Genomic DNA, 20,160 nt, shown 5'->3' with positions numbered 1-20,160 from the left:
GCCAGCTGCCGTTGCCAGGCATGCCCTCGCCGGTCGGCCGCCAGCAAACAGGCCTGCCCTGATATGCGCCGAACCGGTCGCGCTCGATTAGGGTGTGGGTACGGCAGGGCTGCGTAGTCAAGAAATGCGTGAACAGCGGTACGTTCCGTGGTTGCTTCCACCGAATCGAAAGGCGCTGCATAGCAATGGATTTGACGCAAATCGAGCTACTGACCGAGCTAGAGCCGGTGGTCGCGGCCAATATCGACCGGCATCTGGCAACCGCCAAGGACTGGTGCCCGCATGATTATGTGCCATGGGACGAGGGCCGCAACTTCCTGGCAATGGGTGGCGTTGACTGGGATCCTGAGCAGTCGCAGCTCTCGGAGGTCGCCAAGGTCGCGATGATCACGAATCTGCTGACCGAGGACAACCTGCCCTCTTACCATCGCGTGATCTCCGAGAATTTCTCGCAGGACGGTGCTTGGGGCACCTGGGTCGGCCGCTGGACCGCCGAGGAAAACCGCCACTCCATCGCCATGCGCGACTACCTCATATGCACCCGCGCTGTCGATCCTGTCGCGTTGGAGAGCGACCGCATGGTGCATTTGACCCGTGGTGTACACGCGCCGAAGAACTTCGGCGGTGTGCTCGATCAGGTCGCGTACGTGACGTTCCAGGAGTTGGCCACCCGGGTCAGCCATCGCGCCACCGGACGGGTCTGCGACGACCCGATCGCCGACCAGATGCTGCAGCGCATCGCGGCCGATGAGAATCTGCACATGATGTTCTATCGCAACGTCACCGGTGCCGCGTTCGATATCGCTCCGGACCAGACCATGGAGTCGGTGACCAAAATCGTGAAGACGTTCGCCATGCCGGGCAACGGCATGCCGAACTGGCGTCGCAATGGCGTATTGATGGTCAAGCACGGGATCTACGACCTGCGTCAGCACCTGGACGAGGTGTTGACGCCGGTCCTGCGAATCTGGAATGTCTTCAAGCGCACCGACTTCACCGCGCGCGGTGAACTCAGTCGCGAAGAACTCGCCGAGTACCTCGACAAACTCGGCCGCGACGTCGTCCGGTTCGAAGAACAACGCGCCCGCATTCTCGCGCGCGAGGCGGCGCGCGTCGGGTAGCGCGTACCCTATGCGGCACAGTCGTTCGTGAACTTCAGACGACCGTGGGGTGCAGGCTCGCGCGTCAACGCTCTTCGACGGAGGCAGTTCGACCGCCGCGATCCATCCATGCCCGACTTCTACGGCGCGGCGGCCGAAATCCGAAAAACGACCGCGTTCAGGCGCGACGGCGCAGGGCCTCGATGATGGTGCGCGCTGCGTTGGACGGGGTACGCCGGGCGTTGTAGGCGATGGCGAGTTTCCACGGAATCGGTTCGGCTGCTTCGGAATACACGATTCCGGTAGCTCGTGTTGCTACCGACTTCGGCAGGAGTGCGACGCCGAAGTCGTTGGCGGCCAACTCCAATGCGAAAATTTGGTCGGCGACCTCGATGACGGGTTGGCGCTCGGGAAACAGAGTGTCGGCAATACCGCGGATGCCCCAGCCCGGCGAGAAGTCGATGAATCGGACTTCGTCGAGATCGGCGACGCGGAATCGGCGGCCCGCGAGGGGATGCCCCGGTGCGGTGCACAGCACGAGGGTTTCCGAGTGGACCGGGTGCAGGGTGATCCCGGATAGATCGGCGAACATGCCCGCCAGCAGGGCGATATCGAGACTGCCGTCGCGCAGTCCGGCGATATTGCCTGCGACACCCGAGGTGCTCTGACGCATCTGCAGCGTAATCGATGGAAATTGCCGGTGTATATCGGCGATCATGGCGGCGAGGTCGATGGTGTGGACGTTCATGAGGTTGCCTATGACGACCTCGCCGCGAACCTGTCCACGTGCCCCATCGATCGCGTCGACGACCTCGCGGCGGGCCCGCAGCATCGCCCTGGCCGGTTCGACCATCGCGCGCCCGGCCTCGGTGAGCTCGAGTGCCCGCGGCGTCCGGTCGAACAGGCGGGCACCGAGTTCGTGCTCCAACTTCGCCACACTCGTCGACACCGCGGACTGCACGAGATTGAGCGACCGGGCGGCTGCGGTGAAGGAACCGTGTTCCAGGCAGGCGAGGAAGCATTCGATCTGGCGCATCTCCATGTGCACGAGGTTATATCTAATCTATAGATGGCTCTATCAAAATTCATCGCTTTTATTGAATGTCTTGTTGGCCCACGATACGAGGCGTGACTATCTCGATCGCGAATACCGCCGGTGTGAAGCTGACTCGGCTGGTAGTGCTGCTCTTCGCGTTGACCGCCGGGTCTTCCGCGGGCTGCCTCTACTATCTGCAGCCACTGCTGCACCAGGTCGCAGGGGAGTTGGACGTCTCGACGGCGACGGCGGCGCTGTTGGTGAGTGCGGCGCAGGTCGGCTATCTATCCGGGATCGCACTGCTCGTGCCACTGGGTGACTTCCTGGACCGCAGGCGCATGGTTCCAGCCCTGCTGGTGGCTTCCTTTGTGGCCCTGGCGGTTTCGGCGGCGGCACCGAACTTCGCGGTACTGCTCACCGCGGTGTTCGTCACCGGGGTCACCGCGTCGGCTGCGCAGATCGTGGTGCCGTGGGCATCGGCGCTCGCCGATCCGGATCGGCGCGGCGAAATCGTGGGCACGGTGATGAGCGGGTTGCTGCTCGGTATCCTGTTGTCGCGCGTATTGTCCGGCGTCATAGCGGAATTGGGTGGCTGGCGTACGGTGCTGCTGGCCGCGGCCGCTCTGCAGCTGGCGATGTCGGTGAGCGTGTTTGTCGTCGTGCGCGATACGGGGCGCGCCGCCGCGGAGCAGCGCTACCCCGAGGTGCTCGCCTCGATCTTCGCGCTCATTCGCATCCACCCCGTGCTTCGGCAGCGGATGGTGCTGGGTTTCCTCGGAATGGCCTGTTTTTCGCTGGTGTGGACCGCGATCGTCTTTCTGCTCGCTGGCACGCATTCCAGTCCGTACCACTACTCGGAGTTCACCATCGGGCTGTTCGGTCTCGCCGGGGTGGCCGGTGCGCTGGGCGCGCCGGTGGTCGGCCGATTGGCCGACCGCGGATACCAGCGTGAGGTCACCACGGCGGTTTGGGTGACGGTACTTGCGAGCTGGGCCCTGTTGGCATGGGGTGGGCACAATGCGGCGGCCTTGATTGCCGCGCTGCTGGTATTCGACCTCGGTGTCCAGGGCATCCAGCTGTCGAATCAGAGCACGATCTACGCTCTCGATCCGGCCGCCCGCAGCAGACTGACCACCGCATACATGGTGAGCTTCTTCCTCGGTGGCGTCGCTGGCTCGGTCGTTGCCGGAGCCGCATACCAGACCGGCGGCTGGTCGCTGGTATGCGGAATCGGGATCAGCGCAACAGTTCTGGGCCTGCTGCTGTGGGGCGCATTCGCGCGCGGGAACCGCATCGGCTTGCCGAGCTAGAAAAGGCGGGACGGTCAGACGCCACCGACGTCGTCAAGTCGTCGCCACCAGGAACTGTTCCGCGCTCGGAGGTCGCAAACCGTCAGGTCTGTCGGCGAAGTAGCGCTGGGTCAGGATGGATGTCGAAATATGTTGTGTCGATGCGAAACCCGCTGCCTCGGCCAGTTCGATCAGTTCGTCGGGGCCGAACAGGCTGAGGAATGGCACGCCACTTGCTCGGGCGGCATTCTCGACGGCCTGGCGTATCGGGCGTTCCTCGGCATCCAATAAGTCCAGCGGCAGTTGGAATGTCATGGCCAGGGTAGAGCCGGGTGCGAGGGTCGAGATCCGTTGCAGGGTCTGAATATTCGCTTCGCGAGTGAGGTACATGGAGACGCCGGTTTCGGCGACCACCGCGGGACGCGACGGGTCGAAGCCCCCGGAGACGAGCCGGTCCCACCAGGATTCGGCCTCGAAATCGACCGGGACCAGCCGCAGCCAAGGCGGAATTCCGAAGCCGAGTTCCACCAACCGTTGCCGCTTCCATCTCTGCGGGTCGGGCTGGTCGACCTCGAATACCGTAATTCCGGAAGCGATTTCGGGTCGACGCTGGGCGAAGGTGTCGAGCCCGGCGCCGAGGATGACGTACTGATCGACGCCACGCCTCGCCTGTTCGACCACCAGATCCTCGACGAAACGGGCGCGCGCCACGACGCATGCACGCGAGAGGCCGGTCGTCTCGGGATTCATATCCCCTCGGGCGCGCCATGCGTCGTCGGGATCGATCAGTCGCAACCCGATCTCGTCTTCGAGCACATGCGGTGCCGGATCGATCTCGACATGCAAGGCGCGCCACAGCGCAACGCGCTCCGCCGTGCTCTCCGGGCCGATGACCTGTTGCATGGTTCAGCCGACCTTTCCGACTTGCAGACTCCAATTCCGGCCGTCCGGGTCACGGACCGTCATTTCCTGTGTCCCGTAATGGGTTTCCTCGAACGGTGTCACCACCTCGACATCACTGCTCGGCCGGAACGCATCCGGCTCGGTCACCGTCAGCACGAGCTGGGTCTGTGGGGTCTGGCTGCGCGGGATCTCGGCGATGAAAACATACGGACCATCGCCATTGCGGAACAGTCCGGAGTTGTGGTCGGTGGTGAATTCGGGTTCGAAACCGAGCGCCTGAAAGAACCGCGCCGATTTGCCCCAATTGTGCGTCTCGACGAATACGCCTTCGATGCCCTGCGTCGTCATCTCGTCTCTCCTTCTCGTGCTCACGGTTGCTGATCGTGGGCGTCGTCGAGGTATCCGCGCAGCGCTTCCGCGACCAATGCCGACAGCGACATACCGGACTCGATTGCTCGGAACTTGACCTGCTTGATCAATCCCACCGGCAAATACACGTTGAACTGCTTCACGTCCTCGTCGCCCACACGTCGATGCTAGCATCCTAGTAAGCTAGGAACAAGATCACCGTGCGCTGCTGGCGGCAAACATCGCGTGCGGAACCAAGTGCACGGTGATCTGATCGGCCGCCGGAGTGTGGGGGCGTTCGGCGGGTCGCGGGGCGGCGCGATAACTTGATCGGGTGATCGAGAGTTCGGTATCCGCAACAGCGGGGGCATGGCGGGCAGGTGACGACGTCCCGGTGACGTTGCGGGAGGCGACGGTGGCATGGGCCTTCGCGGCACATGCGCAGCTGTCCGAGATCGCCACGGGATACGGGAACTTCGTCACTGTGGCGGAGCTGGCCGAGCGGGTGCAGGAAGCGTCCGGGGTGCATACCGGTGCGCCGACGCGGATGTGGATGGATGCCATTCTGCGCAAGGTCGCGCGGCGCTGCCACAATGCGGGCGAACCGCCGCTGACCTCGCTCTGTGTGCAGGAGGACCACACCGTCGGCGATATCTACAAGTACGTGCTGGAACTCGCCAGGCTGCCGATTCCGAAGGACCTCGAGTTACATGCCGCCTACGCCCGGTGGCAGTGCTATGAGCAGCATGGCGCCGCCATGCCCGCCGAGCCGACCGCCCCGCCGCTCACGCCCAAGGTGGCGGGCAGCCGCTCGACGAGCACGACGCAGCAGGCAACCAAGCCCCAGACCGAGCCTGCCCGCGCGGCGGTGTGCGTCGAGTGCTTCATCGAGTTACCTGCCAGCGGAACCTGCCATTACTGCGTGTAGCGCGGCTCAGTTGTCCGGCGGGAATTGTCCGTTCGCGTGGACCAAGTATCCGTCGAGGGTGAAGGTCACCACGCTCGGTCCGCCCTGCGGGCAGCACAGCGCATCGTTGGGCTTTGCCCAGCGGTATCGCACCGAGACGGTGTCCCGAGTCTTGTCGAGTATTTCGGTGTAGCCGTACGGCTTCGATGTCGCGGTGCCGAGGTAGGTGCCGTTGGTGAAGAACAGGATGTGGGTGCCGGGGTGAATACCCCGCCACTCCACCTGCATCCACGACAAAACACCCGAGCAGCCTGCCTGGATCAGATCGTCGCTGCCGCCTTGAACAACCCATGCGTCTCCGACCGGGGGCGGCCCCAACTTGGTGAGTGCCTCGGCGGCCAGTGCCGAGTTCACATCGAAGCACAGACCGTGTCCGCTGCCATACGGTGCGGATTCCGCGGGCGCGGTCACCGGATGCGGGTCGACTGCGGGCTCCTGTCTTGCTGTAGCTTTCGGACTCGACGCCGAAGTACCCGGCGTAGCAGCTGATTTCGGATCCACCGCGTTGTCCGGAGCGGACGCACCGGCCGGTGCCGAAACGGACGTCCTGGTGGCACCGGATGGCGACGAACTCGTGCCACACCCGACAGTGCCGACCATAATGCTCGCCGCGAGTACGGTAAACGCGCATGACTTGATATTCATGGCTTCCCCTCGATACCGGTTGACAATACGAAACTCCCTGTGCCGCAACAAATTGCAGACATAGTGAGCATCGGATGATTCGCGGCCGGCGTTACGGAGAATCGGACGCGGAACGTGCCCCCAAATGTCGGGGCGGCGACGGGTGGGTCGATGAGGTCGCTGACCCACCACGGTGGAATCGTCCCACGTCGACGACACCTGAGCAGGTGGACGGAGGCAGGGGCCGGCACAGGGGACCGAGAGGTCGAGGCGGATCGGGCCGGGGCCCGGGGCACGTTGCTGCAGTAGACGCCGATGGGTCGCCGAGATCCATGTGACCGTTACCGGTGAGCGTGCCGGCGGCGGTGTTCCAAGTGCGGGTCGGATGCGTGTCGTAGCTCCGGATGCTGATGCTCGGGTTGACCGTGAAGGACACAATGCCCGGTTGGTCGATGCAGTTCGAGGTACAGACCGAATCAGAGTGGTGGAAGTCGACGCCCTCTCGTTTGGGCCGAAGTCTCGACGCTAGCGGCTCGGCGCGCGGAATCCGGGAATTCGACGCCGGACACTCAACGCACCCTCCATGTTCGCGTGATACCGGCAGTAGAAGGGGTGCGAGCCGACCTCGTCGGGTGCGGTGAAGGTGATGGTCTGGCCCGGGCCGATCTCGTGATCGAAGAGGCCGGGGCGCTTGCTGGTGATGCTGTGTTTCACTGAATCGAGGTTGACCACTGTCAGCACCGCGCCCGGTGTGATCGGGGGCGTGCCGGTGTAGTTCTGGTGTTCGATGGTGATGGTGACGGAGGGTATCGGCGCGGGGCCGGACCACGCGGGCGTGGCGCTGTCCTCCGAGGTGCCGCACCCTGCCGCCCATGCGGCGGTGAGCAATCCGATCGCGATCCGATGCCACCACCGAGAGGTTCGAGTGCTGTTCACCTACACCGGCTGCCCACAATCATTTTGTCTACACCGTCGAGCAAGCACCGCAGTCCGAATTCGAAAATGCTCTCCGGTTGCGAGGCTTCGAATGCGTCCGCACCGAAGCGGGCGATCATCGGCATGGTTCCGACGGCCAGCGCCTGCCGGATCTGCGCGTCGCGCGCGCCTAGCCACTCCGCACGGGTGTGCTTCGCGAACTGTTCTCGGGCAAGCGTATACGCCGAACTCTGCGCGTGGGTCCCCACCATGATCGCGATCCGGACCATGGTGGGGAAGTCGAGTCCGAGGTCGTCGACCGCGCGGATGCGCCAGTCGTGCAAACCCCACTGACGGGCGCAAGCCCGTCGGTGGATCGAGGCTTGGTGCCGCGCCAGTATCGTCGGGCAGGTGCAGCTCATAACCGACGGGAAGAGTTCGGCGTGGTAATGCTCCGGGTGGGTGTCGGTCTGGTCGCCGGAGTGGCGGTGGTCGTCGCGGGTGCCAATATCCGATTGTGGCTGGTATCGGCCGGGTATCGGTTCGGAGCCGCGGCCGCGCCGACGGTTCCGGTGGTGATCGTACCGGGCGCGAAAGTCGGGCCCGATGGTGCGCCGATGGCCTACATGCGTGGACGACTCGATGTCGCGATCGAACTGCTGCGGGCCGGAAAGGTGCGCGAGATTCTGGTGTCCGGTGACGCTGCGGGCACATCTGGCGACGAAATCGCCTCGATGACAAAGTATCTCGCGGACCACGGCATCGATCCGGCAGTGGTGCGCTCCGACGGCGAAGGGTTGTCGACCCGAGCGACATGCGAACGAGCCAAGAATCTGTTCGGTATCGACCGTGCGGTCATCGTCACCCAACACCGGCATCTGCCACGGGCGGTCGCATTGTGCCGCGGCGCGGGCATCGATGGCTACGGCGTCATCGCATACTGTGAATGCAAGCGAATAACTTTGGTTCGCAACACTATTCGTGAATGGTTGGCCGCGCCCAAGGCGGTCGCCGCGCTGACCTGGCGCTGATCCACCTTTCGTACCGAAGGCCCGGCAGTGCTGGAGTCATGGCTGCGTCATCCGGATTGCGAAAAGCGAACGATACTGGTGTGCAACACTATTCGTGAGTGGTTGGCCGCGCCCGCTGCGGTCGCCGCGTTGATCCGAGCCCTACCGGGGGCAGCGCTGGATCCATCGGATCGACCGGACCGCCGGGATTCGGAATCGGCGGCGGTCGCATCGGATCCGGACTCGGCCGCGTACCGGGGATCGGTGGCTCCGGTTTCGGGCCGGGCTACGGCGGTGGTGCCGGTCCGGGGTGGGGACCGGGCACCGGCGGTATCGGATCCGGGTCAGGACCTGGCACCGGCTCCGGACCGGGCTGCGGCGGAATCGGCTGCGGCTCCGGACCAGGTATCGGTGGATACGGTTCCGGCTCCGGATGCGGCTCGGGCCGCGGCATCGGTTCCGGACCAGGTTTCGGTGGCACCGGATCCGGGATCGGTGTCGGTGGCACCGGGTCTGGAATCGGCATCGGCGGGATGGGGCTCGGATTCGGTGGCACGGGACGAGTCATGCGCGTACCTCCTCAGGGCAGCGGTACCCATTCGACCGCGGGTGAATCAGCGGGACGTCCGACAGCGTTCGATCCGCGCTGCGGTGACCAACCCCGCGCCCGACGAATATCGAGCTGTGCCCTTCCGAATCTGGCGGCTCCGTTCGATCGGAGGATCGAAACCGGTTGACGGGCTGTGGGTTCGACGCGGCCCAACGGGGCTGGAAAGGGGTACCCGTGCAGCAAGTTCGTCCGCACAGCGCGTTGCCGATCGTTATCGACCCACGGTCGGCGATCTCGCGGGCGAGACCAGTCGGCCGCGCGTGGTCGGTCCACTCGCGCGAATCGACATACTCGGCGTGCCCGCCGGGACCGTCACCGAGTACACCACCGCCAGGCGGTTGCTCACCGGCTCTCGGCCGAAGCCACGATTCACGGTGCCGGTCGAGGAGATCCGCAATCCCGGTACGCACGCAGAACGACCTGGCCTCTTCCCGGTTCACCTGGCCTGACGCGCTCAGTTGGTTCGCGCGGCGTACCCCAGCGGCAGCTTGTCCGGTGGGCAGTTGATCACTGTGTCGTCGTCGAGATCCCGGGATTCCAGGAAGGTGATGCGCCCGGATGAGGCGACCAGGGTCAGCGGGTAGGTCGGTCCCTTCTCCCGGTCGGCGATAACCGCCTCGAGATTGTCCTCGTATCGGGTGAGGGTGCTTTCGGGATAGTCGAGCATCCATTGTGGGTAGGAGATCGTGGTGTGCACCCGGCGATCGCCGAGCCAGATGATGAGCACCGTCGTCGTTCCGGTCGGCTCCACCCAGGCGATTTTGTACAGATCATCGTTGAGTTGGACCAGCTTCGCCGCCTGATTCTTGGACCATCGCCCGAACATCGGTCCCATCAGACATCGCGATTCGATCCGCTGCGGACCCCGCACATACAACTCGAATTTCCAGCCGTTCTCGTAGGCGTAGATGAGGTGCTTGCCGACAATTCCGGAGAGATCGCCGGTTAGTGCCGAGACCGTGATCGCAGACTGCCGCGCGCTCATCGGTAACTCCTCTCGGTCGACCAACACGGTCGGGACCTGCGTCTATATGGTCAGCCTAATCACTTGACCGAGCATTGCGGTCGGTTTGCCGGGAACGGTGCGGTCATGGCCGCGCGGCCGCGTACAGGACCTCGCGTTGCCCGGGTAGTGCCTCCTGATTGGCCGATGCGCTCGGCCCGGCCTTGCTCACCTGGCTGTGCATCGGGATCGGTGTCGCGGGTTGATATATCACGGGGCTGATCCTGCTGGCCGCCGGTCTGCTCGCGCCGGTAATCGTCGCGAACGCGAAATCCCGGTGGGACCGGTACGCACTCGTGGCGGCATTGTGAGCCGCCAGCCGGTGGCCGAGAGCGCGATAATCGCCCTATCCGGGCAGGCCGACCAAACTCGCGCTCACTTCGCACAATTGACGGGCCCGCGCATCGTCGCGGGCCAGTCGTGACGGTTCGCGCTCGCGGGTCTTGCGGAAATAGGCTCCGGTCACCTCGGCGACGCTCGGATCCGTCGCGAGGAAGGTGAGCGCGGCGGCGCCCTCGGCCGCGGTGATGAAGAACAGGCGCTTGGCGAGTGCGACGACCGGTTGCCCGAACCACGGCAACGAATTCCAGATGCCGGTCGAGACCGCGCCGGGATGGAAGGCATTGACCGTCACGCCGGTACCGGTCAGCCGATCGGCCAGTGCACGGGCGTATAGCACATTGGCCAATTTGGATCGGCTGTATGCCTTTTCGCCGGTATAGCCGGTGCGGAACCCGAGATCGTCGAAATCCAGGGTCGCGCCGTAGTGCATCACCGAGGCGGTGAACAGAATGCGCGCCGGAGCGCTCTGGACCAGTAGATCGATGAGCAGTTCGGTGAGCAGAAATCCGCCGAGGTGGTTGGTGGCGAAGGTCGCCTCGATACCGTCCTCGGTTTCGGCGCGCATCTGGTGATATCCGCCCGCGTTATTGGCAAGTACATCAATGCGGTCATAGGCGGCTTCGACCGCCTTGGCGAGCTGGCGCACCGACGACTGCGATCCGATATCGCATTCCAGCGTATCGACCGCCCCTGCCCCCGCGGCCCGCACCAATTCCGCACTGTCGGTGAGCTTCTGCGGATTCCGGCCGACCAACACCAGCCGATCGCCCCTTGCGGCGAGTTGTTGCGCGGCTTCGAGACCGATGCCGGAGGTGGCCCCGGTAATCAGGATCGTCTTCATGTCCGATCACCTTGCCATCGATGGCACTGCCGAAATCGGCTCTCTTGGTGGTTTCGGCGAGTTGCCCGATATGTGCGGACGACCAGGTGGTCACGCGCGATCGATTGATTACGCAGCTCAGCGCGCGTGCCGAATTCGGTCCAGTGATGCTGCGCCGTAATGAGGGGCGATAGGGGGTAGGTCGTTCCATCCGAGCGGCAATCCCCGATCCCGATACGTACATCGCCGCCACCCACGGCGCGGTCGGGAAAGCGCAGCTCGGTGACGCTCGGTGCACCACCGGACGTACAGTGACCATCATCTGGAACACCGAGGAAGGGCCGATATATGCGAGATGCTCAGCGGTCGCCGGCTCCGGAAGCCGTCGATCCTGCGCCCAGGCATATGACCGCGGATGAATTTCGGGAATACGGTCGTGCGGTAGTGGATTGGCTTGCGGACTACTGGGACCGAGTGGAGTCCTTACCCGTCCTCGCAAAGGTCGAACCGGGACAGGTGCGAGAGCAGCTCCCGGCCCGGGCGCCGGAGCTCGGTGAAGATTTCCGTGCGGTGCTCGAGGACATGGACACGATCGTGGTGCCCGGTCTCACACACTGGCAACATCCAAGTTTCTTCGCCTACTACCCGAGCAATACCTCGGGACCGGCGGTGCTGGCCGAATTGCTCACTGCCGGACTGAATGTGCAGGGGATGATGTGGCAGACCAGCCCGGCATGCACGGAACTGGAGCAGCACGTCCTCGATTGGCTGGCCGGACTGTTGGGGTTGTCCGATCGGTTTCTCTCCACCGGCAGCGGAGGTGGCGTCATTCAGGACACCGCCTCCAGCGCAATACTGGTGGCCCTGCTCGCCGCGCTGCACCGGGCTTCGAGCGGACGGGTCACACGCGACGGTGTGGCAAGCGGTCGGTTCACCGTCTACACATCCGCCGAAGGACATTCGGCATGCGAGAAAGCCGCCCGCGTTGCCGGGCTCGGCGCCACAGCGCTGCGAACGATCGACACCCGCGCAGACTTCTCGATGGACCCGGACGCACTTCGGAACGCGATGAATAGCGATATCGCTGCGGGGTATATCCCCGCAATGGTGATGGCGACAATCGGTACGACCTCGACCGGCGCTATCGATCCCGTCCCAGGAATCGGGGCTGCCTGCAAGGAATTCGGTGCCTGGCTGCACGTAGACGCAGCACACGCCGGGGTGGCGGCCATCTGCCCCGAACTGCGCTGGATTCATCACGGCGTCAACGACTATGCGGACTCCTACGCCACCAACCCGCACAAATGGCTGCTCACCACGTTCGACTGTGACGCCTGCTATGTAGCCGATCGTGACGCGCTGATCGGCGCCTTGTCCGTTCTGCCGGAATATCTGCGCAACCAGGCCAGCGAGTCGCACGCGGTGGTGGATTATCGAGATTGGGGGGTGCCGCTGGGCCGCCGGTTCCGCGCCCTGAAGCTCTGGTCGGTCATCCGCTGGTATGGCGGGGAAGGGCTTCGCGCGCACATCCGGCACCATGTCGCGCTCGCGCAGCAGTTCGCCGAATGGGTTTCCGGTGACAGCCGATTCGAGTTGATGGCACCACATCCGTTATCGCTGGTGTGTTTCCGGTTGCGCGGGCCGGACGAAATGAACCGGCAACTCCTCGAAGCCGTCAACGCAACCGGACGGATCTACCTGTCCCACACCAGAGTTCGGGGAGCATATACGTTACGAATGGCCATCGGCGCGATCTCCACTCGCGACCGGCATGTAGCCGGCGCCTGGGATCTGCTCTGCCGCGAAGCCACTCGCCTCCAGACGGAATGAACAACCCTGCCTATAGTTCGAGAAGGCGACATCGCGAACGGGCAAGGCGGGACAGTACCGTCGTCGCGGGTGTAGTGCTGTGTGCAGCCATCCGCAGACTCGGGCTATGGTCACCGTCGAATCGAGCGCAGATACCTTGGTGGGCAAGGTAAACGGAGCGCAATGTGGCATGCAGCGCCTCGCGGTGTTCGGAGAACTCCACCGGCATGGCTTGCAGCGCCGGTCCTACCGCTCGCAGCAGTGCGACAAGGTAGGCGTGGTCAGCGGACGCGAGGCCGGTGAATTCTGCCGGCATGGCGGGACGCACCGTCCGGCGGTAGTCGTCGGAGGGGAAGTCGGCGGTGAATCGCAGGCACGCTTCGGATGCGGCCAGCATCGTGGTGCCATAGTTCAGCGCGGTGACCGCGTCACGCCACGCTGCACGTTCCGTGGCGTCCAGAAAACCGCGTAATCCGATGATGACGCATTGGGTGAGGACGAAAAACGCTCGGTGTCCCACTCGCCAGCGCCGGGCAGGATCAGCAACGCGGTGCGCGTGTGGCAGCGGAGAATATCGGTAACAGGTGCGCCTATCGGCAGGCAGCAGGAAGTTCAGCGTGTTGTGTATTCCGGCCGCCAATGGATGCCATTGCACCGGTGCGAGATTCGATCGGGCCGACCGTAGATTGTCGAGCACGCCGTGGAAGCCGATGAGGACGCCATAGGCCAGGGTGTCGCGGTCTCGTGTTCTGCGGACTCCGAAGTATGCGTCGTAACGAGCCTGTGCGGTGTCCAGCCGTACGGCACGGGCGTCGCTGTTCGCCATGATCGGTGGCCGGATATCCCGGAGGTCGGGTAGCGGCAGATCCTCGTCGTCCATCGTCGCAGTAATTGCCGCCGCGACCATGTCCGCTCAGTGACATCTTGCGTCGCTGATCCAAAGCCGGCAAACGGCTCGGATAGAGTCACCGGCCATGACGATCAGCCAGGCAACCGGTGGGCGGGGGATGGCCGAATCCGGCCTTGCCCCACAACGATTCGCGAAGATCGACGGGGTAGGCCTGGACGCTGGCATTGGCATGTTGGAAGCAGTCGTCGACGAGATTCATTGGCTGGACCGCTCGCCCTTTCTGGCCGCGTCCGCTCGCCCTTCTTTCCGTGCGGGACGCGGGCCTGAGCTGCATGCCTTTTCACCATTTTCGAACACCGATAAGGATGATCTCGGGACTGCCAGGCGTGCGGTGTGTGTGGCATTCGCCCCCGAACATGGTCCGACGGCCAGTGAGTGGGCTGCGGCCAGGGCCTTGCCGTTGCTTGCGCCCGACCAGGTGGCGTCCGCCTTCGCGGCGGACAAGCTCGACGCATTGGCCGTGTTCCTGGAAGCCGGCATCGAAACACCGGAATTCGTGCGAGTGCCGGCGGACGGCCGTGCCACCGCGAGACGGTACTGGCCCGATGCCTGGGAGGCGGTGGTAGTCCAACGCCGCGAGAACAATCTGATCGGCAGGGGCACTCGTTTCGCACGGAATCACGATGAGTTGCAGGAGTGTCTCGATGCCTGGGCCGGAAGGGAATTGCGAGTGGGCCGGTACGTGGACGGCCCCTCGGTAACCGTCACCGGGTGCGTCGCCGGAAACGCGACGATCGTAACGGCGGTGTCGCATCAGCTGGTCGGCATCCCTGGCTTGACCAGCGTCTGGGGCGCCCACTGCGGCAATCAGCTCATCGCACCCACCGATCTACCCGACGGCGCCTACGAAGCCATCCGCACGGCTGCGGCTCGCGTGGGCGATCAGCTGCGCCTGCGCGGATACCGCGGGGTCTTCGGCTTGGACTTGGTGCTGGAACGGAATCGGCCATTGGCCATCGAAATCAATCCCCGGTTCCAGACGGTCGTGTCGTTGGTGCAGGCAGCTGAACAGCGCGCAGACCTGTTGCCGTGCCTCGGTCTGCATGTGCTCGCGTGTTTGCTGCCCGAACTGCCGGTCCAGACCGTTGTCGCGCCGGTGCCGACGCTCGGCCAGCTGGTTGTGCATGCCGTCCGAGACAGGCAGCTGGGCGCACTGCCGGAATCTGGAACCTACCGACTGGAACGCGGTGCCCCAGTCCCCGGGGAAAACCGTTGCCTGACAGATCTTCCGGCCGGTCACGCACTGCTGTGGGCGCAAGCCCGACCCGGAGCGGAGGTGGCGGAGGGAGACGAGCTCATCCTGCTGCAACTCGCCGAAGCTGTCGCCGGCCTGCAGGCACATCCGCGACTGACCGCGGCCGGGTCCGACTGGGTGACCGCCGTGTCTGCCTGCGTCGAGGAAGCGTCATGCTGACCCGGCCGCCGCTGACGTTGCCGGCCGACCAGATGCGTGCGGCGGGCCAACGTGCGATCGAGCTGATCATCGAGCGCATGAGTGAAGGTGAGCTCGGGCCGGTGCTCGTCCGCCGGTCTCGCGATGACCTCGAACAGAATTGGGATGAGCCGATCCCCGAACATGGCCAGGACCTGGTGGGGCTCTTGGAGCGGCTGGCCGGCGACGCTCTGCCTTCCGGTATGCACTCCGACCATCCGCGGTGCTTCGCCTTCGTGCCGACCTCCGGCAACTATCCGGCGGTACTCGCGGACGCGCTGGCGGCAGCCTTTCTGTCGGTTCCCGGGGCGTGGCTGGTCGGCTCCGGACCCACCCAACTGGAGTTGGTCACGCTTCGCTGGCTGCGCGAACTCCTCGGTCTCGACACGTGTTTCGGCGGACTGTTCGTCTCCGGCGGCTCGATCGCCAACCTCACGGCATTGACCGCGGCGCGTGACAGCTTGCTCGGCGGCGAGCTCAGCACAGCGCGTGCCTACTGCTCGACCCAGGCCCATCCCTCGATCGCACGCGCCCTCCACATCATCGGCCTGAAACGTGACCAACTCGTGGTCCTGCCGCCCGACGAGCGGCTCCGACTGGACCCGACGCGATTGGCCGAGCGTATTCGTGCCGACCGCGACGGTGGATGGCGTCCGTTCCTGGTCGTCGCCACAATCGGCACCACCAGTACCGGCGCGGTGGACCCGATCGAGGACCTCGCCGACGTATGCAGTCGAGAAGGGATGTGGCTGCACGCCGACGGCGCGTTGGGTGCGGCGGCCGCAGCCACCGCCCGCGGCCGCCGCACCCTGGCGGGCCTCGATCGTGTCGATTCGCTGACCCTGGACCCACACAAGTGGCTTTTCCAGCCCTACGAACTCGGATGTGTCCTGCTTCGACGACCCGAGCAGCTGAGGGAAACTTTCGCGATCGCCCGGCACTTTCTCGATAGTGGCTACCTCGCGGTCGCCGAATCCGATGGCAGAGAACCGAATCTATCCGACTACGGCCCGCAACAGTCGCGCGGTCTGCGTGCGCTCAAACTGTGGTTGTCGCTGAAAACCTTTGGCGCGAACGTCTTCCGGGATGCCGTCGACCAAGGAATCACCTTGGCCGAGCACGCGGCCGCATTCATCGGCAACCATCCCGAACTCGAACCGGCCAGCGAGCCGGGGCTGGGGGTCGTCACCTTCCGATATCGCCCGCCCGGCATACCGCCGGGCAAAGGACTCGACTCCTTCCAAGCCGAGCTGGCCCGCACCGTGTTGGAGGCCGGGTTCGCCATGATCACCACCACAGCAGTGCACGACGAGACCGTCCTGCGCATGTGCACCATCAACCCACGAACGAGCGTCCGGCACATCGACAACACCCTCGATCACGTGGTGGAGTGCGGCCGAGTCCTCGCCGCTCGCACCGACCGTTCGGCAGCGGACAACGTGCCGCATTGACATCACACCTTCGATGTGGAAACCAGACCTTCGATCTCGCGCATCAGCATCCATTCAACGCCGAACGGCCATCTGGTTTTGTGTGTCGGGTCACACGCTCGCCCCTTTTGCTCTAGCGTTGGCAACGTTGCTGCCGAGAGGGGTCGTTGATGCGTACGGGGATGCTGGAACTGGCGCAGTTGCGGGCGCTCGTCGAGGCGGGGGAGATCGATACGGTGCTGGTGGCAATGACCGATATGCAGGGCCGTTTGCAAGGAAAGCGTTGTGCGGCCAGGTTTTTCCTGGACGAGGTGGTCGGGCACGCGACGGAGGCGTGCAACTATCTGCTCGCGGTGGATGTCGATATGACGACGGTCGACGGGTATGCGATCTCGTCCTGGGAGACCGGCTACGGAGATTTCGTCCTGCGGCCGGATCTGAGCACCCTGCGGCTGGTGCCGTGGCAGCCGGGAACCGCGCTGGTGCTGTGTGATGTCGAGCATGTGGAATCGGCGCGTCAGCCGGTCACGGTATCGCCGCGGCAGATACTGCGGGCGCAATTGGCGCGGCTGGCCGAGCGTGGACTGCGCGCCTATGTCGGGACCGAACTCGAGTTCCTGGTCTTCGACGACAGCTACGAGGATGCGTGGAACTCCGGCTATCGCGATCTGCGGCCCGCGAACCAGTACAACGTGGACTATTCGATGCTGGGGACCGCGCGCATCGAGCCACTGCTGCGTCGCATTCGCAATGAAATGGCCGGTGCGGGAATGTATGTCGAATCGGCCAAGGGTGAATGCAATCCGGGGCAGCACGAAATCGCGTTCCGCTATGACGAGGCGCTGGTGACCTGCGACAACCACAGCATATACAAGAACGGTGCCAAGGAGATCGCCGCCCAGGAGGGCCGCAGTATTAGTTTCATGGCGAAATACAATGAGCGCGAAGGCAATTCGTGTCATATTCATATCAGTCTCCGCGCCGACTCGGGTGCGGCGGTATTCGCGGGTGACGGCCCGGACGGCACCTCCGCATTCATGCGGCACTTTCTCGCCGGGCAACTGGACTGCCTGCGCGAGTTCACCTATCTGCTCGCGCCGAATATCAACTCCTACAAGCGATTCATCTCAGGCAGTTTCGCGCCCACCGCACTGGCTTGGGGACGCGACAACCGGACCTGCGCGCTGCGCGTGGTGGGCGAGGGTATGTCCCTGCGCATGGAGAACCGGATCCCGGGCGGCGATGTGAATCCCTATCTGGCCGTCGCCGCGACCATTGCCGCCGGATTGCACGGTATCGAGCACGGGCTCCCGCTCGAGCCGGAGTTCCACGGCAATGCCTACCGGTCACAGCGTCCGCGGGTGCCGCGTACGCTGCGGGAAGCGGCGCAATTGTTCGGCGAGAGCAAGGTGGCACGGACAGCGTTCGGCGATGACGTGGTGGACCATTATCGGAATGCGGCACAGGTCGAGCTGGACGCCTTCGACGCCGCGGTCACCGATTGGGAGCGAATCCGTGGTTTCGAACGGCTCTGAGGAGATCCGTCCGGTCATCGGCCTGCCGACCTACCTGGAACAGGCCCGATTCGGCGCCTGGGATGTACCGAGTGCGGTGCTGCCGCACAATTACGTGCGGATGGTGGAGCGCGCGGGCGGCATTCCGGTGCTGCTGCCGCCCATCGGCGTGGCCCGTGCGGAACTGGTGGATCGGCTCGACGGACTGGTGCTGACCGGCGGCGCCGATGTCGATCCGGCGCGTTACGGTGCGCCGCCGGATGCGGCCCTCGGACCACTGCGAGCCGACCGCGACGATTCCGAATTTGAGCTATTGGCCTTGGCACGCGCTGCCGGTTTGCCGATCCTCGCGATCTGTCGCGGGTTGCAGCTGGTCAATGTCGCGTTCGGCGGCACCTTGATCCAGCATCTGCCGGATCTACTCGGCCACGAGGACCATTCCGGTACGCCGGGCGGCTTCCACCCGAACCGGGTTACGACCGTCCCGGACAGCCGGGTCGCCACCATCACCGGATCGGAGTTTCCGGTGAATTGCCACCATCACCAGGCCGTCGCCATCCTGGCGGAGGGCCTGGTCGCGACCGCGCATGCGGCGGACGGCACGATCGAGGCGGCAGAGGCGACGGACGGTCCGTTCCTGGTGGGTGTGCAATGGCACCCTGAGGCTGAAGCGACCGACACGCGGCTGATGCGAGCACTGGTCGAGGCGGCGGGCACCTATCGAAAGGAACGGAATTCGTGACAACAACGCAGGTGGTCAACCCGGCGACCGAGCAGGTCGTCACGACACTCGAACTGGTCGGCGCGGCCGAGACCGATGTGGCCATCGAGCGGGCGCAGCGGGCCGCCGCCGATTGGCGCGCGGTCGCGCCGGGGGACCGGGCTCGGCTCTTGCGTCGGTTTGCCGAGGCCGTCGATGCGAATCTCGAGCAGCTGGCCCAGCTCGAGGTCGCCAATGCCGGACACACCATCGGCAATGCGCGCTGGGAGGCGGGCAATGTCCGCGATGTGCTGCATTTCGCCGCAGGGATTCCGGAACGCCTGCTGGGCAACCAGATTCCGGTCGCGGGCGGGGTGGATATCACCTTCCATGAACCGCTCGGCGTGGTCGGGGTGATCGTGCCGTGGAATTTCCCGATGCCGATCGCGGCGTGGGGGTTCGGGCCCGCACTGGCCGCCGGGAATACGGTGGTGCTCAAGCCCGCCGAGCTGACACCGCTCACCGCGATCCGGTTGGGTGAGCTCGCGCTCGAAGCCGGCGTGCCGGACGGGGTTTTCCAGGTGCTGCCCGGCAAGGGTTCGGTGGTGGGGCAGCGGTTCGTGACCCATCCCGCCGTTCGAAAGGTGGTCTTCACCGGGTCCACCGAGGTGGGCAAGGAGATCATGGCCGGTTGCGCGCGCCAGGTGAAGCGGGTGACGCTCGAATTGGGTGGTAAGAGCGCGAATATCGTTTTCGCCGACGCCGATCTGGAGCGTGCGGCGGCGACCGCGCCCTACGGAGTTTTCGACAATGCCGGGCAGGATTGCTGTGCGAGGTCGCGGATTCTGGTGCAGCGCAGTGTTTTCGACCGATTCCTGGAATTGCTGGAACCCGCCGTGCGCGGTGTGCGAGTCGGCGATCCTGCGGAAGAGTCCACCGAAATGGGGCCGCTGATTTCGGCCGCGCATCGGGCGCGGGTGGCCTCGTTCGTCGAGCCGTCGACCAAGGTCGCGTTCACCGGCACACAGCCCGACGGGCCCGGATTCTGGTATCCGCCAACGGTTGTGCTGCCCGACACGCCTTCGGATCGGGTGCTTACCGAGGAAGTGTTCGGGCCGGTGGTCGCGGTGGTTCCGTTCGATGACGAGGCCGACGCCGTCCGCATTGCCAATGACACCGAATACGGTCTGTCCGGCTCCATCTGGACCAATGATGTCGGTCGCGCGCTGCGGGTATCGCGCGGTGTGGAAGCCGGGAATCTGTCGGTGAATTCGCATTCCTCGGTGCGGTATTGGACCCCGTTCGGTGGATTCAAGCAGTCCGGGCTCGGGCGCGAACTCGGACCCGATGCGGCACTTGCCTTTACCGAGGCCAAGAACGTCTTCATCGCCACCTAGT

At 64.7% G+C, this 20,160-nt stretch carries 22 protein-coding genes; 11 read left to right on the top strand and 11 right to left on the bottom strand.

From position 1 onward, the window contains the following. Positions 1-179 precede the first annotated feature (179 nt). Entirely contained in the window at positions 180-1,121 is a 942-nt protein-coding gene (locus tag AB0L63_RS23265; protein ID WP_364504773.1) for an acyl-ACP desaturase, read from the top strand. A gap of 157 nt (positions 1,122-1,278) precedes the next feature. Here the strand turns inward: AB0L63_RS23265 and AB0L63_RS23260 are convergent, their stop codons facing one another. Continuing rightward, the gene (locus AB0L63_RS23260) at positions 1,279-2,142 is read right to left on the bottom strand and encodes a LysR family transcriptional regulator (RefSeq protein ID WP_364504543.1); all 864 of its coding nucleotides are present in this window, start codon (positions 2,140-2,142) and stop codon (positions 1,279-1,281) included. A gap of 86 nt (positions 2,143-2,228) precedes the next feature. Here AB0L63_RS23260 and AB0L63_RS23255 point away from each other — a divergent pair, with 86 nt between their 5' ends. Further along, entirely contained in the window at positions 2,229-3,446 is a 1,218-nt protein-coding gene (locus AB0L63_RS23255; protein ID WP_364504541.1) for an MFS transporter, read from the top strand. A gap of 33 nt (positions 3,447-3,479) precedes the next feature. Here AB0L63_RS23255 and AB0L63_RS23250 read toward each other — a convergent pair whose 3' ends face one another. Genes AB0L63_RS23250 through AB0L63_RS23240 form a run of 3 tightly spaced genes read right to left on the bottom strand, consistent with a single transcriptional unit; the run spans position 3,480 to position 4,855 of the window. Next, a complete protein-coding gene (locus AB0L63_RS23250) occupies positions 3,480-4,328 on the bottom strand; it encodes a class I SAM-dependent methyltransferase (RefSeq protein ID WP_364504539.1) in 849 nt (282 codons plus the stop codon). 3 nt (positions 4,329-4,331) lie between these two features. Beyond that, complete coding sequence (locus AB0L63_RS23245; protein ID WP_364504537.1) at positions 4,332-4,676, bottom strand: VOC family protein; 345 nt, start codon at positions 4,674-4,676, stop codon at positions 4,332-4,334. Positions 4,677-4,696: 20 nt separating this feature from the next. Further along, the gene (locus AB0L63_RS23240) at positions 4,697-4,855 is read right to left on the bottom strand and encodes a CopG family transcriptional regulator (protein ID WP_364393553.1); all 159 of its coding nucleotides are present in this window, start codon (positions 4,853-4,855) and stop codon (positions 4,697-4,699) included. A gap of 155 nt (positions 4,856-5,010) precedes the next feature. Between AB0L63_RS23240 and AB0L63_RS23235 the strand changes: the two genes are divergently transcribed. Beyond that, positions 5,011-5,604 (top strand): hypothetical protein, encoded by a 594-nt coding sequence (locus AB0L63_RS23235; protein ID WP_364504535.1) that lies wholly within the window; start codon positions 5,011-5,013, stop codon positions 5,602-5,604. Between the two features lie 6 nt (positions 5,605-5,610). Here the strand turns inward: AB0L63_RS23235 and AB0L63_RS23230 are convergent, their stop codons facing one another. From AB0L63_RS23230 to AB0L63_RS23220, 3 genes are all read right to left on the bottom strand, one after another. Further along, positions 5,611-6,054: an LppP/LprE family lipoprotein gene (locus AB0L63_RS23230; protein WP_364504533.1), complete on the bottom strand. Its 444-nt coding sequence runs from the start codon at positions 6,052-6,054 to the stop codon at positions 5,611-5,613. A 738-nt stretch (positions 6,055-6,792) separates the two neighbouring features. After that, positions 6,793-7,203, bottom strand: coding sequence for a cupredoxin domain-containing protein (locus AB0L63_RS23225; RefSeq protein WP_364504531.1), 411 nt, complete (start codon positions 7,201-7,203; stop codon positions 6,793-6,795). Continuing rightward, on the bottom strand, positions 7,200-7,526 hold the full coding sequence (locus AB0L63_RS23220) for a TetR/AcrR family transcriptional regulator C-terminal domain-containing protein (protein WP_364504529.1): 327 nt from the start codon (positions 7,524-7,526) through the stop codon (positions 7,200-7,202). Before AB0L63_RS23220 ends, AB0L63_RS23225 begins: the two co-directional genes overlap by 4 nt. Before the next feature lie 105 nt (positions 7,527-7,631). On the opposite strand from AB0L63_RS23220, the gene AB0L63_RS23215 reads away from it, so the two are divergent. Further along, positions 7,632-8,213, top strand: a complete 582-nt coding sequence (locus AB0L63_RS23215; RefSeq protein ID WP_364504771.1) for an ElyC/SanA/YdcF family protein — start codon at positions 7,632-7,634, stop codon at positions 8,211-8,213. 78 nt (positions 8,214-8,291) lie between these two features. Then, positions 8,292-9,251 carry a hypothetical protein gene (locus tag AB0L63_RS23210; RefSeq protein WP_364504527.1) on the top strand — a complete coding sequence of 320 codons (960 nt, stop codon included), beginning with the start codon at positions 8,292-8,294 and terminating at the stop codon, positions 9,249-9,251. A gap of 5 nt (positions 9,252-9,256) precedes the next feature. Here the strand turns inward: AB0L63_RS23210 and AB0L63_RS23205 are convergent, their stop codons facing one another. The 3 genes from AB0L63_RS23205 to AB0L63_RS23195 form a co-directional block, all read right to left on the bottom strand. After that, positions 9,257-9,787 (bottom strand): phenolic acid decarboxylase, encoded by a 531-nt coding sequence (locus AB0L63_RS23205; RefSeq protein ID WP_364504525.1) that lies wholly within the window; start codon positions 9,785-9,787, stop codon positions 9,257-9,259. A 103-nt stretch (positions 9,788-9,890) separates the two neighbouring features. After that, positions 9,891-10,019, bottom strand: coding sequence for a hypothetical protein (locus AB0L63_RS23200; protein WP_364504523.1), 129 nt, complete (start codon positions 10,017-10,019; stop codon positions 9,891-9,893). A 132-nt stretch (positions 10,020-10,151) separates the two neighbouring features. Continuing rightward, positions 10,152-10,988 (bottom strand): SDR family NAD(P)-dependent oxidoreductase, encoded by an 837-nt coding sequence (locus AB0L63_RS23195; protein ID WP_364504521.1) that lies wholly within the window; start codon positions 10,986-10,988, stop codon positions 10,152-10,154. A 384-nt stretch (positions 10,989-11,372) separates the two neighbouring features. Here AB0L63_RS23195 and AB0L63_RS23190 point away from each other — a divergent pair, with 384 nt between their 5' ends. Continuing rightward, entirely contained in the window at positions 11,373-12,797 is a 1,425-nt protein-coding gene (locus tag AB0L63_RS23190; protein ID WP_364504519.1) for an aminotransferase class V-fold PLP-dependent enzyme, read from the top strand. Between the two features lie 10 nt (positions 12,798-12,807). On the opposite strand, the gene AB0L63_RS23185 is transcribed toward AB0L63_RS23190, so the two are convergent. After that, the gene (locus AB0L63_RS23185; RefSeq protein WP_364504517.1) at positions 12,808-13,656 is read right to left on the bottom strand and encodes a hypothetical protein; all 849 of its coding nucleotides are present in this window, start codon (positions 13,654-13,656) and stop codon (positions 12,808-12,810) included. 94 nt (positions 13,657-13,750) lie between these two features. On the opposite strand from AB0L63_RS23185, the gene AB0L63_RS23180 reads away from it, so the two are divergent. From AB0L63_RS23180 to AB0L63_RS23160, 5 genes are all read left to right on the top strand, one after another. Then, positions 13,751-15,100, top strand: a complete 1,350-nt coding sequence (locus tag AB0L63_RS23180) for an ATP-grasp domain-containing protein (protein WP_364504515.1) — start codon at positions 13,751-13,753, stop codon at positions 15,098-15,100. Continuing rightward, complete coding sequence (locus AB0L63_RS23175) at positions 15,094-16,569, top strand: pyridoxal-dependent decarboxylase (RefSeq protein ID WP_364504513.1); 1,476 nt, start codon at positions 15,094-15,096, stop codon at positions 16,567-16,569. Before AB0L63_RS23180 ends, AB0L63_RS23175 begins: the two co-directional genes overlap by 7 nt. A gap of 149 nt (positions 16,570-16,718) precedes the next feature. Then, the gene (locus AB0L63_RS23170) at positions 16,719-18,083 is read left to right on the top strand and encodes a glutamine synthetase family protein (protein ID WP_364504511.1); all 1,365 of its coding nucleotides are present in this window, start codon (positions 16,719-16,721) and stop codon (positions 18,081-18,083) included. After that, on the top strand, positions 18,064-18,804 hold the full coding sequence (locus tag AB0L63_RS23165; RefSeq protein ID WP_364504509.1) for a gamma-glutamyl-gamma-aminobutyrate hydrolase family protein: 741 nt from the start codon (positions 18,064-18,066) through the stop codon (positions 18,802-18,804). Before AB0L63_RS23170 ends, AB0L63_RS23165 begins: the two co-directional genes overlap by 20 nt. Then, positions 18,801-20,159, top strand: coding sequence for an aldehyde dehydrogenase family protein (locus tag AB0L63_RS23160; RefSeq protein ID WP_364504507.1), 1,359 nt, complete (start codon positions 18,801-18,803; stop codon positions 20,157-20,159). The genes AB0L63_RS23165 and AB0L63_RS23160 overlap by 4 nt, the downstream gene beginning before the upstream one ends. The last annotated feature ends 1 nt before the right edge of the window (position 20,160 follow it).

Source organism: Nocardia sp. NPDC051990 (assembly GCF_040680755.1).
Taxonomy (GTDB): Bacteria; Actinomycetota; Actinomycetes; order Mycobacteriales; family Mycobacteriaceae; genus Nocardia.
The sequence above is the reverse complement of the archived record's forward strand: the minus strand, read 5'-3'. Positions and strand labels throughout refer to the sequence as shown.

Bases quoted from the DNA above. Each gene is read 5' to 3' on its own strand.
- AB0L63_RS23215 (WP_364504771.1), top strand. From the start codon at position 7,632: ATGCTCCGGGTGGGTGTCGGTCTGGTCGCCGGAGTGGCGGTGGTCGTC.
- AB0L63_RS23245 (WP_364504537.1), bottom strand. From the start codon at position 4,676: ATGACGACGCAGGGCATCGAAGGCGTATTCGTCGAGACGCACAATTGG.
- AB0L63_RS23250 (WP_364504539.1), bottom strand. From the start codon at position 4,328: ATGCAACAGGTCATCGGCCCGGAGAGCACGGCGGAGCGCGTTGCGCTG.
- AB0L63_RS23260 (WP_364504543.1), bottom strand. From the start codon at position 2,142: ATGGAGATGCGCCAGATCGAATGCTTCCTCGCCTGCCTGGAACACGGT.
- AB0L63_RS23175 (WP_364504513.1), top strand. From the start codon at position 15,094: ATGCTGACCCGGCCGCCGCTGACGTTGCCGGCCGACCAGATGCGTGCG.
- AB0L63_RS23185 (WP_364504517.1), bottom strand. From the start codon at position 13,656: ATGGACGACGAGGATCTGCCGCTACCCGACCTCCGGGATATCCGGCCA.
- AB0L63_RS23205 (WP_364504525.1), bottom strand. From the start codon at position 9,787: ATGAGCGCGCGGCAGTCTGCGATCACGGTCTCGGCACTAACCGGCGAT.
- AB0L63_RS23195 (WP_364504521.1), bottom strand. From the start codon at position 10,988: ATGAAGACGATCCTGATTACCGGGGCCACCTCCGGCATCGGTCTCGAA.
- AB0L63_RS23180 (WP_364504515.1), top strand. From the start codon at position 13,751: ATGACGATCAGCCAGGCAACCGGTGGGCGGGGGATGGCCGAATCCGGC.
- AB0L63_RS23170 (WP_364504511.1), top strand. From the start codon at position 16,719: ATGCGTACGGGGATGCTGGAACTGGCGCAGTTGCGGGCGCTCGTCGAG.
- AB0L63_RS23190 (WP_364504519.1), top strand. From the start codon at position 11,373: ATGACCGCGGATGAATTTCGGGAATACGGTCGTGCGGTAGTGGATTGG.